General features: G+C 47.4%; 10 protein-coding genes. 5 read left to right on the top strand and 5 right to left on the bottom strand.

The window, feature by feature from the left end; all coding sequences use genetic code 11:
* Positions 1 to 187 precede the first annotated feature (187 nt).
* The 4 genes from T496_RS0102900 (at position 188) to T496_RS0102915 (ending at position 6,103) form a co-directional block, all read left to right on the top strand.
* Positions 188 to 1,390, top strand: coding sequence for a pyridoxal phosphate-dependent aminotransferase (locus tag T496_RS0102900; protein ID WP_027449416.1), 1,203 nt, complete (start codon positions 188 to 190; stop codon positions 1,388 to 1,390).
* Positions 1,383 to 2,633 carry an ABC transporter permease gene (locus T496_RS0102905; protein WP_027449417.1) on the top strand — a complete coding sequence of 417 codons (1,251 nt, stop codon included), beginning with the start codon at positions 1,383 to 1,385 and terminating at the stop codon, positions 2,631 to 2,633. The genes T496_RS0102900 and T496_RS0102905 overlap by 8 nt, the downstream gene beginning before the upstream one ends.
* Before the next feature lie 143 nt (positions 2,634 to 2,776).
* Positions 2,777 to 4,432, top strand: a complete 1,656-nt coding sequence (locus T496_RS0102910; protein ID WP_027449418.1) for an AMP-binding protein — start codon at positions 2,777 to 2,779, stop codon at positions 4,430 to 4,432.
* Between the two features lie 9 nt (positions 4,433 to 4,441).
* A complete protein-coding gene (locus T496_RS0102915) occupies positions 4,442 to 6,103 on the top strand; it encodes an AMP-binding protein (protein ID WP_027449419.1) in 1,662 nt (553 codons plus the stop codon).
* Positions 6,104 to 6,206: 103 nt separating this feature from the next.
* Here the strand turns inward: T496_RS0102915 and T496_RS0102920 are convergent, their stop codons facing one another.
* Together T496_RS0102920 and lepA are read right to left on the bottom strand one after the other, a co-directional pair.
* Entirely contained in the window at positions 6,207 to 6,809 is a 603-nt protein-coding gene (locus tag T496_RS0102920; protein ID WP_027449420.1) for a Crp/Fnr family transcriptional regulator, read from the bottom strand.
* A gap of 46 nt (positions 6,810 to 6,855) precedes the next feature.
* Positions 6,856 to 8,637, bottom strand: a complete 1,782-nt coding sequence (lepA, locus tag T496_RS0102925; RefSeq protein WP_027449421.1) for a translation elongation factor 4 — start codon at positions 8,635 to 8,637, stop codon at positions 6,856 to 6,858.
* A 112-nt stretch (positions 8,638 to 8,749) separates the two neighbouring features.
* Here lepA and T496_RS0102930 point away from each other — a divergent pair, with 112 nt between their 5' ends.
* Entirely contained in the window at positions 8,750 to 9,130 is a 381-nt protein-coding gene (locus T496_RS0102930; protein WP_027449422.1) for a hypothetical protein, read from the top strand.
* A 118-nt stretch (positions 9,131 to 9,248) separates the two neighbouring features.
* On the opposite strand, the gene T496_RS0102935 is transcribed toward T496_RS0102930, so the two are convergent.
* The 3 genes from T496_RS0102935 to T496_RS0102945 form a co-directional block, all read right to left on the bottom strand.
* Positions 9,249 to 9,983 carry a YebC/PmpR family DNA-binding transcriptional regulator gene (locus T496_RS0102935; protein ID WP_027449423.1) on the bottom strand — a complete coding sequence of 245 codons (735 nt, stop codon included), beginning with the start codon at positions 9,981 to 9,983 and terminating at the stop codon, positions 9,249 to 9,251.
* Positions 9,984 to 10,144: 161 nt separating this feature from the next.
* Positions 10,145 to 12,592: a phenylalanine--tRNA ligase subunit beta gene (pheT, locus tag T496_RS0102940; RefSeq protein ID WP_027449424.1), complete on the bottom strand. Its 2,448-nt coding sequence runs from the start codon at positions 12,590 to 12,592 to the stop codon at positions 10,145 to 10,147.
* Positions 12,593 to 12,783: 191 nt separating this feature from the next.
* Entirely contained in the window at positions 12,784 to 13,578 is a 795-nt protein-coding gene (locus T496_RS0102945) for a prephenate dehydrogenase (protein ID WP_027449425.1), read from the bottom strand.
* Positions 13,579 to 13,600: the final 22 nt, after the last annotated feature.

Genomic DNA, 13,600 nt, shown 5'->3' on the forward strand with positions numbered 1-13,600 from the left:
TGCTTATTCATAGCGTTTTACCTACAAAAGGCCATTCGCTGGTAGCCCACAACACACCAAACGCATTCGAAAACGAACTATTTCGCAAAAACTTGCTCATCAAAACGCAAAAAAACACTTGACGAATGAAGTTTTTTGGACTATTTTAGTATCTTTGCACTCTGAAACAGAAAAAATTCGATAAAAAATGCCTGAGATATCAGTACGCGGACTTGAAATGCCAGAATCGCCAATCAGAAAATTGGCTCCTTTGGCAGCTGCCGCAAAGAAAAGAGGTACACACGTATACCACCTAAATATTGGTCAGCCTGACCTGCCCACACCTCAAGTGGGACTTGATGCCCTGAAGACCATCGACCGTGAGATCCTGGAATACTCACCTTCGCAGGGATATCAGAGCTATCGTGAAAAGCTGGTAAACTATTACGCCAAATACAACATCAACGTTACTGCCGACGACATCATCATCACAAGTGGCGGTAGCGAGGCGGTACTCTTTGCGTTCATGTCGTGTCTGAATCCTGGCGATGAAATCATTGTTCCAGAGCCTGCTTATGCCAACTATATGGCTTTTGCCATCTCTGCTGGCGCAAAGATACGCACCATCGCAACCACTATTGAAGAGGGCTTCTCGCTGCCAAAGGTAGAGAAGTTTGAGGAGTTGATCAACGAACGCACACGCGCCATCATGATTTGCAACCCCAACAACCCTACTGGCTACCTTTACACTCGTCGCGAAATGAACCAGATTCGTGACTTGGTGAAGAAATACGACCTGTACCTCTTCTCCGACGAAGTTTATCGCGAGTACATCTACACTGGTTCGCCCTATATCTCAGCTTGCCATTTGGAAGGTATCGAACAGAACGTCATACTGATTGACTCTGTGTCTAAGCGCTATTCAGAGTGCGGAATCCGCATAGGCGCCCTCATCACCAAGAACAAAGACGTCAGAGCTGCCGTCATGAAATTCTGTCAGGCGCGCCTCTCACCTCCCCTCATCGGACAGATTGTGGCAGAGGCATCGCTGGATGCCCCCGAAGATTACTATCGTGATGTGTACGATGAGTACGTAGAACGCCGTAAGTGCCTGATAGACGGACTGAACCGCATACCTGGAGTTTATTCTCCAATACCCATGGGAGCCTTCTACACCGTAGCCAAACTGCCCGTGGACGACAGCGAGAAGTTCTGCCGTTGGTGCCTGAGCGAGTTTGAATACGAAGGCGCCACCGTGATGATGGCCCCAGCAGCAGGTTTCTACACCACACCTGGTGCCGGCATCAACCAGGTACGTATAGCCTACGTACTGAAGAAGGAAGACTTGACGAAGGCATTGGTTGTGCTACAAAAGGCATTGGAAGCCTATCCTGGCAGAGTGAATGAGTAATCTTCCACTATTTCTAGCGCGTCATATCTACGACGAGAAGGGCGACAAGAAAAAAGTTAGCCGCCCTGCTATTCGTATTGCCACCATTGGTGTAGCCATCGGTTTGGCAGTCATGATTGTGACCGTTAGCGTAGTGTTGGGATTCAAGCATACCATACGCGACAAAGTGGCTGGCTTTGGAAGCCATATTCAAATACAAAACATCTTTGCCTACACACAGGCAGGCAACTTCCCCATTTGCCTTGGAGACACTTTGACAACTGCATTCAAACAAGTCAAGGAGGTGCGCCATATCCAGCGCTACACCCACACACAAGGCATCCTGAAAACGGACAATGACTTCATGGGAGTCGTACTGAAAGGACTTGGTGCTGAATACGATACGCAGTTTCTGAAAGAAAGTATGATAGAGGGAGAACTGCCCCAATTCTGCGATTCCGCCTCGAAATACCCATTGGTAATATCGAAGACGATGGCCGACAAACTACAGTTGAGAGTTGGCGACCGACTGTTTGCCTACTTCATCAACAACGACGACATTAAGGCTCGTCGCTTCACCATCAAGGGTATCTACCAGACAAACATGAAGCGCTTTGATGACATCTTCTGCCTGACAGACATCTATGTCACCAACAAGCTGAATGGTTGGCGCACGGACCAATGCTCTGGAGCAGAACTTTTGATTAACGACTTTACGCAGCTGGAGCAAATCTATCCTCAAATTGCAGAGATTGCCAACAAGACTCACGACAAGGACGAGCAGACACTGGCTGCCCAAACCATTATGCAGGCCTATCCACAGGTGTTCTCTTGGTTAGGATTACTTGACATCAACGTATGGATTATCCTAGCTCTCATGACTGCAGTTGCCGGCTTCACCATGATCAGCGGCCTACTGATAATCATATTGGAGCGTACGCAGATGATAGGCATCCTAAAAGCACTGGGTGCACGCAACAACACCATCCGCCACACCTTCTTATGGTTTGCGGCCTTTATCATCGGCAAAGGATTGTTTTGGGGCAACATCATTGGCCTAGGTATCGTAATACTGCAAATGAAGACGGGCCTCGTTTCACTCGATCCACAGACCTACTACGTCAACGAAGCACCCATGGAAATCAACGTGCCCATCATCATTGCGCTCAACCTGAGCACACTGATTATCAGCGTTCTCGTACTGATAGCTCCCAGCTATCTTGTTTCCAGAATTCACCCAGCTCGCTCGATGAGATACGAATAAGAATTAAACTCGTTATTTCCTATTATTTGGTCGATTTAACACCTAAAGGAAATAAAAATAGCATAAATATAAAAATCTGCACAAAAAATTTGGGATTGTGCATGAAATGATGTATCTTTGCACAAAATTTTGAAAATTGTGCAATGAACAACTGTTCAAGTTTTAACAAATACTTACAAGAGACTATCGTCAAATACTGGGATCAAGACGCCTTAACTGATTATCAAGGAGCCACCCTACAGTTTCACGACGTAGCTCGAAAGATAGAAAAATTGCATATTGCATTTGAGAGTTGCAATATACAAAAAGGTGATAAAATAGCCATTTGCGGTCGCAACTCTGCTCACTGGGCAGTAGCTTTTCTGGCCACGCTGACCTATGGCGCAGTAGCAGTCCCCATACTACATGAGTTCAACGCTGAGCAGATTCACAACATCGTGAACCATTCTGGTTCGCGCGTGCTTTTCGTAGGTGACTTCGTGGCAAAGGAAATCAATCCCGACGAGATGCCCAACTTGGAAGGCATCGTCAACCTGCCCGATTTCTCACTTATGCTCTCGCGCTCTGAGAAGCTGACCTACGCACGCGAACATCTGAACATGATGTTTGGTAGTAAGTATCCACGCGCTTTCCGACAGGAAGACGTGCATTATCACGAGGACCAACCCGAGGAACTGGCACTCATCAACTACACCAGCGGAACAACAGGATTCTCAAAGGGTGTCATGCTACCCTATCGCGCCATCATGGGCAACATGCTGTTCTGTATTAAGCACCTGGGAGACAAGATTAAGCCAGGAGACCCATTGCTCTCTATTCTGCCAATGGCTCACATGTATGGAATGGCAGTTGAGTTCATCTTCCCCTTCTGTAATGGTAGCCACACCTTCTTCCTCAATCGTCTGCCCTCACCATCGCTCATCGCGAAGGCATTCACAGACATACGTCCCACTCTGGTTGTCTCTGTGCCACTCATCATTGAGAAGATTATCCGCAAGAAGGTATTCCCCATCATACAGACCAACCGCATGAAGCTACTGATGGCAATGCCCATCGTATCGCAGAAGGTAAAACGTCGCATCTACGAACAAGTATATGCAGCCTTTGGCGGACGTGCCTACGAGGTGATTGTGGGCGGAGCAGCACTTTCAAAAGAAGTGGAAGAATTCCTCATGAGCATCAACTTCCCCATTACCGTAGGCTACGGAGCCACAGAGTGCGCTCCACTTATCAGCTACTGCGACTGGAAAGAATTTGCACCCAGCTCTTGTGGCAAACCTGTTGACGGAATGGAAGTGCGTATCGTGAGCGACGACCCCTTCAACACCCCTGGTGAGATTATTACACGCGGACAAAATGTCATGCTGGGATACTACAAGAATGAGGAGGCAACCAATCAGGCTCTCGACAAAGATGGATGGTATCACACAGGCGACCTGGGCACCTTGGGCGAAGAGGGACACATCTTCATTCGCGGACGCATCAAGAACATGTTGCTGGGAGCAAGCGGACAAAACATTTATCCAGAGGAGATTGAAGACAAGCTCTCTTCAATGCCAATGGTCAGCGAGTGTCTTGTCATCCAGAGAGACGAAAAACTCATTGCGCTCGTATATCCCGATCAGGATGAAATAGTAAACTTCAGTGAGGAAGAGCTGGAAGCTGTCATGGACCAAAACCGTGAGAACCTCAACGCACAGTTGCCTCCGTTCAGTCGCATCAGCAGCATCGAGTTGCGCAAGGAGGAATTCCAGAAGACACCTAAGAAGAGCATCAAACGCTATCTCTACCAAGAATAAAATACAATTATGGAACACATACCAAGTTTTAACGAACTGATTGAAAAAAGCATCCTGGACAACTGGGATCTTGATGCACTTACTGACTATAAGGGTCAGACGCTGCAATATCATGATGTAGCACGTAAGATTGAGAAGGTTCATATACTATTTGAGAACTCTGGCGTTAAGAAAGGCGACAAGATTGCACTCTGTGGCCGCAATAGCAGCCAATGGGCTGTAGCTTTCCTTGCCACACTAACGTATGGAGCAATCGCAGTACCTATTCTGCATGAATTCATGCCAGATCAGATACACAATATAGTGAATCATTCGGATGCAAAACTTTTGTTTGCCGGTGACCACGTTGCAGGAACGATTGATGCAGAACAGATGCCCGGATTGGAAGGTATTATTCGCAACACAGATTACTCACTCATCGTGTCGCGCTCAGAAAAACTGACTTATGCCCGCGAGAACCTGAATGCACTCTATGGACAGAAATATCCCAAGTATTTCCGCAAAGAGCACATTCACTATTACCACGAGGAGAATGGCGACGAGTTGGCTCTCATCAACTATACCAGCGGTACAACCGGTTTCTCTAAGGGTGTGATGATTCCCTATCGCGCCATTTGGTCAAACTACGATTTCGCAGGAAACGTGCTGGGCAACACCATCAAGAAGGGAGATAACGTTATCTCTATCCTGCCAATGGCCCACATGTATGGTATGGCTTTCGAATTCCTATTCGAATTTCTGCACGGCTGCCACGTGTTCTATCTGAATCGCACGCCATCACCTGCCATCATCGCACAAGCTTTTGCTGAGGTGAAGCCAAAGATTATTATTGCAGTACCTCTGGTCATCGAAAAGATTATCCGTAAGAAGGTATTCCCCAAGATACAGAACAACCGCATGCGCTTGCTGCTGCAGATGCCTATCATCTCAGCTAAGGTACGCGACATGATTTGCAAAGAAGTAGTGAATGCCTTTGGTGGTGAGATGTATGAGGTTATCATTGGAGGTGCTGCCTTCAATCAGGAAGTAGAGCAGTTCTTGAAGCGCATCAATTTCCCCTACACCGTTGGTTATGGAGCCACAGAGTGTGCTCCCATCATCTGCTACGAGGATTACCACGACTTCAAGCCGGGCTCATGCGGTAAGGCCGTACTCCACATGGAAGTAAAGATTGACTCTCCCGATCCAGAACATATTCCTGGTGAGATATTGGCTCGCGGACTTAACGTTATGCTGGGTTACTACAAGAATCCTGAAGCGACTGCAGAAACAATCGACAAGGACGGCTGGTATCATACTGGCGACCTGGGCACGATGGACTTTGAGGGTAATGTCTTTATCAACGGACGCTCAAAGAACATGTTGCTGGGTGCTAACGGACAGAACATCTACCCTGAGGAGATTGAGGACAAGCTGAACTCAATGACTATGGTGGTAGAGAGCATCGTCGTACAACGCGACACCAAGTTGGTAGCCCTCATCCATCCCGATCTGGAGGAAGCCAAAGCGATGAACTTCACGAAAGAGGACTTGATGGGAATTATGGAGCAAAACCGTCAGACACTGAACGAGCAGCTTCCTGCCTACGAGAAAATCGCAGAGGTAGAAATCAGAGAAGAGGAGTTTGAGAAAACACCTAAGAAGAGTATCAAGCGATACCTCTACAAATAAACGTGAGAGTTCTCTAATACAAGCAAAGAGCAATACAAACAAAAGAGAGCGGCCTTCCGATGAGAAGCCGCTCTTTTTGTTTATGCTTATTGGAATAAAAAACTTATCCGTTCAACAACGTAGCCGTTCGAACACGACTCAACGTCTCCGGAGTCATCTGCAGATAGCTAGCGATATAAACCAGAGGAGCACGCAACACCAGCTGTGGAGCAGTCTTCACCAACTTCTGATAACGATCTTGTGCGCTCTCAAAACGCAGCATATCCGCATGCTGCTGACTGATGATAAGCGATTCCTCCAATATCTTACGATATAGCATCTGTATGTTCACGCTCTTCATGGCAGCCATCTCCAGCTCGTGCATAGGAATAGCAAAGATAATGGTTGGTTCAAGAGCCTGAATAATCTGCAGAGAAGGAGCCTCTTTAAAAAGACTCTCAATACTCATACAAATAGTATTCTCTGTGGCCATATACTCGGTCAGTTCCTTATTGTTCTTGTAATAGAACTGGCGTACAAGGCCCTTTACTATCCAAAAGATATGACGACACACTTGTCCTTCGTCCAGAATCTTTTCTCCTTTTGAGAACTTCATCGGCACAAGGATACTCTCCAGGATGTCTAGTTCATCGTGGGTCATCGTACTGTAACGACGTGCTAACTCGCGAGCTACGTCTCTGGTGGTTAAACTTAGGTTCGTTGGCATTGTTTCTTTTACTCCTTTCTTTAATTATAGTTCTAGTAGATAGTCTTTAGTCAAGTTTCAATACTGCCAAGAATGCCTTCTGAGGCACCTCGACATTACCAATTTGCTTCATACGCTTCTTACCTCGTTTCTGCTTCTCCAGCAGTTTGCGCTTACGACTTACGTCACCGCCATAACACTTTGCAAGCACATCCTTACGAACCTGCTTGACCGTCTCGCGTGCAATAATCTTTGCACCGATAGCTGCTTGAATGGCAATATCAAACTGCTGGCGCGGTATCAACTCTTTCAGCTTCTCACACATGCGGCGACCGAAGGTCACGGCATTGTCCTGATGGGTCAACGTAGAGAGTGCATCCACAGGCTCACCGTTGAGCAGGATATCCAGCTTCACCAGCTTCGACGGACGGAACGAATCGATATGATAGTCGAACGAAGCATATCCCTTAGAGATACTTTTCAGCTTATCGTAGAAGTCAATCACGATTTCGCCCAAAGGCAACATGAAGTGCAGTTCCACACGATTACCACTGACATACTGTTGATCCAGCAGTTCGCCACGCTTATCCAGACAAAGCGTCATGATAGGTCCAATAAAGTCAGCTGCCGTGATAATAGAAGCGCGAATATAGGGTTCTTCGATATGATCTATCAGTGTCTGATCAGGCAATCCAGACGGGTTGTGAACCTCTTTCACCTCACCCTGCTTGGTGTAGCACATATACGACACGTTGGGCACAGTGGTGATGACATCCATATCGAACTCACGATCCAGTCGTTCCTGCACGATCTCCATATGGAGCAAGCCCAAGAAGCCGCAACGGAATCCGAAGCCCAGGGCTACTGAAGACTCTGGTTGGAAAGTCAGCGAAGCATCATTCAGTTGCAATTTCTCTAACGATGCACGCAAGTTCTCATAGTCGGCAGGATCAATGGGATAAACACCGGCAAACACCATAGGCTTCACCTCCTGGAATCCTTCGATAGCTTTCTCGCAGGGGCGCTCTACGTGGGTAATAGTATCACCCACCTTCACCTCTTTTGAGTTCTTGATACCACTAATGATATAGCCTACATCGCCAGTGCGCAACTCGTTACGAGGTATCATATCCATCTTCAATACGCCCACCTCGTCAGCATCGTATTCCATACCCGTATTAAAGAACTTAACCTTATCGCCCTTGCGGATAACGCCATTGGTTATCTTAAAGTAGGCAATAATACCGCGGAAAGAATTAAATACAGAGTCAAAAATCAACGCCTGCAAGGGTGCCTTCTCATCTCCAACGGGATGAGGAATACGATCAACCACAGCATTTAGAATCTCGTCAACACCCTCACCAGTCTTTCCGCTAGCACGAATAATATCTTCTGGGTCGCAACCTATCAGATCTACAATCTCGTCCTCAACCTCATCAGGCATAGCACTAGGCATATCGATTTTGTTGATAACTGGAATAATCTCCAGATTGTTATCGATAGCCATATAAAGGTTTGAGATGGTCTGTGCCTGCACACCCTGTGTAGCATCTACCACCAGCAGTGCGCCTTCGCAAGCTGCAATACTTCTTGACACCTCGTACGAGAAATCCACATGTCCTGGGGTGTCAATCAAGTTCAATATATATTTCTCTCCATCACGCTCATATTCCATTTGGATGGCATGACTCTTGATGGTGATACCACGTTCACGCTCCAGGTCCATGTCGTCGAGCATTTGTCCTTCAGTCACCTGAATAGTCTTTGTGCGTTCCAACAATCTGTCGGCCAAGGTTGATTTACCGTGGTCAATATGTGCGATGATACAGAAATTTCGGATATTCTTCATTATGATGTTCTTCTCTTTAAATTGCAAAAGTACAAAAAAAACATCAAACGAACCGCATTTTTGCTTTTTTTTCGTAATTTTGCACGCAAAATAATTCAAAATAGTTACAAATATGAAGCATCTTCTATTACTTGCTGTTTCTGCCCTTATCCTGATGTCTTGTCAGGAGTCGCTCGAAGAGCGTATTGCTCGCGAGAACAAAGAGTTCACCCAAACAAAATGTCCGATGCCGTTGAATACTGAAAGCACTATGTATCTAGACAGCATTGTTTTCGACATTCCCACACTGACCCAGAGTCAGTATTTCCGTATCAACGACTTTGCTATTCCCACTGACCAGCTACGTCAGGCACTGATCAGCGAGTTGAGACAAGAACCTAAATACAAAGCTCATCGCGAGAAGGGCTATAGCTTTCACTACATCTATCGTCATTTGAACAATCCTGACAGTGTGCTTTTCGAAACGACGATCGTCAAGGAAGACTATCAATAAGAAACACAGCTAGGAATAAAGAGATAAGAAACAAAAAAAATAGAAAAAAATTGAAATAAAAAAAATAGCGAAGCTCGTTGAAAAAGCTTCGCTATTTTTATGATCTTAACCAATTTACTTAAGCTTCCTCTTCGGGTTTCATATTGGTGTAAACGGTCTGAACATCATCGAAGTCCTCGAGCTTCTCTACCATCTTGTCGATAGTTTCGCGCTCCTCAGGTGTTACATCTTTCAGGTCGTTAGGAATACGAGTGAACTCAGCACCAGTCACCTCGAAGCCGTTCTCCTCCAGGTGCTTCTGCACAGCGCTGAAGCTTGAAGGATCGGCATAGATAGTGATGCTGTTCTCCTCCTCGTCCTCGTCGTACTCGTCCTCTACGCCATAGTCAATCAGGTCGAGAATCATCTCGTCCATATCCAGTCCGTCCTTCTTCTTGAAGGTGAACACAGACTTGTGGTCGAAGAGGAAGCTCAGTGAGCCCTGGGTACCCAGGTTACCATTGAACTTGTTGAACACCGAACGAACGTCGCCTACAGTACGAGTGGTGTTGTCGGTCAGAGTCTCCACGAAGATAGCGATTCCGTGAGGACCGTATCCCTCGTAGGTTACCTCCTTATAGTCGCTCTGGTCCTTACCCATAGCGTTCTTGATAGCACGCTCGATGTTATCCTTTGGCATGTTCTCGCGCTTAGCGTTGGCAATGATAGCACGCAGTGCGGGGTTGTTCTCAGGCTCTGGACCGCCAGCCTTTACAGCGATGGCAATCTGCTTACCAATCTTTGTGAATGTCTTGGCCATGTGGCCCCATCTTTTCAGCTTTGTAGCTTTACGATATTCAAATGCTCTTCCCATTGTTTATATTTTTTTGCCCCCTAAGTTAGGGGGTTGGGGGTCTGAACACATGTTCATTGCCCCATTGTTATTATTATTCTATTAATTATCTCGTTCAGACCCCTGTCGTCCCCTCGCTCGGCTATGCCGCTTTGCTTTGCAAAGTACTTAGGGGACAAGGGTTAACGAAGCTCTGCATTGAGCTGCTTCTTCAGCTGAGCAATCAGCTTCTGCATGATGGCGTCGATCTGCTTGTCGTTCATTGTCTTCTCTGTGTCTTGCAGAATGAAGTTGACAGCATACGACTTCTTGCCTTCAGGCAGATTCTTACCCTCGTAAACGTCGAAGAGCTCTACCTTCTTCAGCAGTTTCTTCTCAGTCTGACGTGCTATCTGCTCAATCTGTGCAAACTCAACGGCATTATCTACCAGCAGAGCCAGGTCACGACTTACAGCAGGATGCTTAGAAATCTCAGTGAATGTCACCTCATTCTTCTTCGTAGCCTTCATCAGCTGCGTCCAGTTGAGTTCTGCGAAGTAAACGGGCTGCTGCAGGTCGAACTGCTTCAGGAGCTTCTTAGACAGGATACCCATCTCGATGAGCTTCTTTCCACCACGATTCTCGATCACAATGCCAGCCGAGAAGTTTGGATTCTCGCTCTTTTTCTGCACCATCAATCCCTGCTTCATGCCTATGCGGCTCAGGATGTTCTGTACGTGTGCAGCCAGTTCGAAGTAAGAGCTATCCTCATTAGGATGAGCCCATGAGCCCTCTACACGCTTACCCGTCACCCAGATACCCATGAAGTTCTCTTCCTTATAGGCCTGCATGGGGGTGTCGTCATTCTTTTTCTCAGGGTCGAAGAAGTAGCAGTTGCCAAACTCGAAGAAACGCAGGTTGGCGTTCTTACGCTTCACGTTGTGCTCTACGCTTTCCAAACCGCCATACAACAGTGTCTGACGCATCACGCCGAGATCGCTTGACAGCGGGTTCATGATCTTCACCACCGTCTCGTCCTCGCCATAGTAAGCTGTCTTGGTCAGCGAGTTGTTCAGTATCTCGTTGAAGCCAGCACCCACCAGCTGCTCAGAGACCACATTCTGCAGTTTGTGCTTGCGGTCTTCCTCGGCCTTGATCACCAAGCTTGACTTCAGCTGTGTGGGGATCTCCACATTATTATATCCATAGATGCGCAGGATATCCTCTACCACATCGCAGGGGCGCTGCACGTCCACACGATAAGCAGGTACTTCCAGTTTCAGGCCTTCAGCATTCTCCTCCAGCACCTTCATCTCCAGTGTGTCACAGATACTCTTGATGGTCTCTACGGGGATGTCCTTACCCACCAGATTGTGCACATAGCTATACTGCAGGTCAACCACAGCATTCTCTATCTTCTCTGGGTAAACATCACAGATTTCCATAGAAACCTTACCGCCTGCCAGCTCCTTGCAGAGCAGGGCAGCCTGCTTCAGGGCATAGATGACGCCATTGGGGTCGATGCCACGCTCAAAGCGGAACGACGCATCAGTGCTCAGACCATGACGACGAGCCGACTTACGAATCCAGGTGGGATGGAAATAGGCACTCTCCAGCACCACGTTACGAGTGGTCTCGTAGGTTCCACTACCCTTTCCGCCAAACACGCCTGCGATGCACATAGGCTCCTCAGCGTTGCAGATAGCCAGGTCTCGGTCAGAGAGCTTGTGCTCCTCGCCATCGAGTGTGACGAAGGGCGTACCCTCGGGCATCGTCTTCACCACGATCTTGTGGCCCTTCACCATATCGGCATCGAAGGTGTGCAGAGGCTGTCCGTAGGCCATCATCACATAGTTGGTGATGTCCACAATATTATTTATTGGGCGAAGACCGATAGTGGTCAGCTTGTTCTTCAGCCAGTCGGGCGACTCTTTCACCTCGCAGCCAGTCACGCTGACACAAGCATAGCGCTTGCAAGCGTCTGTATTAGCAATCTCCACCTCAATGGGCAGGTCGTTATTATCCACTGAGAAGTCTTCTACGCCAGGGCGATGCAGTGCTGTCTCGTAGCCGTTCTGCTTCAACCATGCATAGAGATCGCGTGCCACACCCCAGTGCGACAGTGCATCAGCACGATTGGCAGTGATATCTACCTCGATGAGCCAGTCGCTCTCCAGGTTGTAGTACTCGGCAGCTGGTGTACCTACCACGGCATCCTCGGGCAGCACAATGATGCCATCGTGACTGCTGCCGATTCCGATCTCGTCTTCGGCGCAGATCATACCGTTAGACTCAACGCCACGCAGTTTTGATTTCTTGATAACAAATTCCTGATCGCCATCGTAGAGCACGCAGCCCAGATCGGCCACGATAACCTTCTGACCAGCAGCCACATTAGGAGCGCCACATACAATCTGTGAGGGTTCGCCCTTGCCCAGGTCAACAGTCGTTACATGAAGGTGATCAGAATTGGGATGCAATTCGCAAGTGAGCACCTTGCCCACATAGAGTCCTTTCAATCCACCACGTATGGATTGTACTTCTTCGAGAGCGTCAACTTCGAGTCCCGTAGAGGTCAGTGCATCGCATACCTGCTGCGGCGAAAGGTCGAAATCAACGTATTCTTTCAGCCATTTATAAGAAATATTCATTCCTAAAACAATTGTTTAAATTCGAATTCGGCTGCAAAGGTACGAATAAACGAGCAAAGAACAAAATAAAAGGCTCGCTTTTTATTTTTTCTTTCGAGTGCAAGTACCTTAGACGCAGTCAAAGGTACTAAAAAAAATGAAAGACCCATCATATTCACGACGAATCTTTCATTCTATTTTGCGTTAAAAAGCTATCGCTTTATCTCGATATCCCCTCGCACATTATCACGAATCTTGTTCAGGTAGGCCTTCATGCCGACAGCATCTTTCTGGTCGATAATCTCCAGCAGTTCTTTCAGTTCTGTGCGTATCTGCGCCACCTGGTCGTGGGTATAGGGGTTGAACAGGATTTCCTGCAGCAGGTAGTCGTCTTCGTTCAGCACGCCCTTGGCTATGCGCATGTGGCGCTTGAAGGTGGTGCCTGGTGCATCCTGATGTTTCATCACGGCTGCAAAGACGAAGGTAGATACGAAAGGAATACTCAGCGAGTAGGCCACCGTCTTGTCGTGCTCCTCAAAGGTGTACTCATAGATATTGAGTCCCAACTTGTTATACAGGTCCTTGAAGAAGCAGCGCCCCATGCAGTCGCCTTCCTGGATGATGATGGCGTTCTCCTCAGAGAGCTGCTGCAGATTGGCAAACGTGGGTCCAAACATCGGGTGTGTAGAGACGTAGCGCATGCCAGTCTGTTCGTAAAAGTCTTTCAAATCGGTTTTCACGCTGGCGATATCGCTGATGATGCACTCTTTGGGCAGATAGGGTATCACCTCTTTGAACACTGGAATGGTGTATTTCAGCGTGACGGCATTGATCAGCAGTTCTGGCTCGAAAGCCTTTATTTCCTCGTAGGTTGTAAACCGTTGGCAGTTGTAGGTGAAGCGCATGCGCTTGGCATCGCGTTCGAATACAGCCACCTCGTGGTCGAAGCTCAGCAGGTCGATAAAGAAACTTCCCATCTTACCTGCTCCCATGACTAATATTTTCATAAAAAAGAAATAGAATTTAAGA

Source organism: Xylanibacter brevis P6B11, assembly GCF_000621825.1.
GTDB lineage: Bacteria > Bacteroidota > Bacteroidia > Bacteroidales > Bacteroidaceae > Prevotella > Prevotella brevis.

Excerpts from the sequence above, each read along its gene's own strand:
- T496_RS0102900 (WP_027449416.1), top strand. The coding sequence starts at position 188 with ATGCCTGAGATATCAGTACGCGGACTTGAAATGCCAGAATCGCCAATC.
- T496_RS0102905 (WP_027449417.1), top strand. The coding sequence starts at position 1,383 with ATGAGTAATCTTCCACTATTTCTAGCGCGTCATATCTACGACGAGAAG.
- T496_RS0102910 (WP_027449418.1), top strand. The coding sequence starts at position 2,777 with ATGAACAACTGTTCAAGTTTTAACAAATACTTACAAGAGACTATCGTC.
- T496_RS0102915 (WP_027449419.1), top strand. The coding sequence starts at position 4,442 with ATGGAACACATACCAAGTTTTAACGAACTGATTGAAAAAAGCATCCTG.
- T496_RS0102920 (WP_027449420.1), bottom strand. The coding sequence starts at position 6,809 with ATGCCAACGAACCTAAGTTTAACCACCAGAGACGTAGCTCGCGAGTTA.
- lepA (WP_027449421.1), bottom strand. The coding sequence starts at position 8,637 with ATGAAGAATATCCGAAATTTCTGTATCATCGCACATATTGACCACGGT.
- T496_RS0102930 (WP_027449422.1), top strand. The coding sequence starts at position 8,750 with ATGAAGCATCTTCTATTACTTGCTGTTTCTGCCCTTATCCTGATGTCT.
- T496_RS0102935 (WP_027449423.1), bottom strand. The coding sequence starts at position 9,983 with ATGGGAAGAGCATTTGAATATCGTAAAGCTACAAAGCTGAAAAGATGG.
- pheT (WP_027449424.1), bottom strand. The coding sequence starts at position 12,592 with ATGAATATTTCTTATAAATGGCTGAAAGAATACGTTGATTTCGACCTT.
- T496_RS0102945 (WP_027449425.1), bottom strand. The coding sequence starts at position 13,578 with ATGAAAATATTAGTCATGGGAGCAGGTAAGATGGGAAGTTTCTTTATC.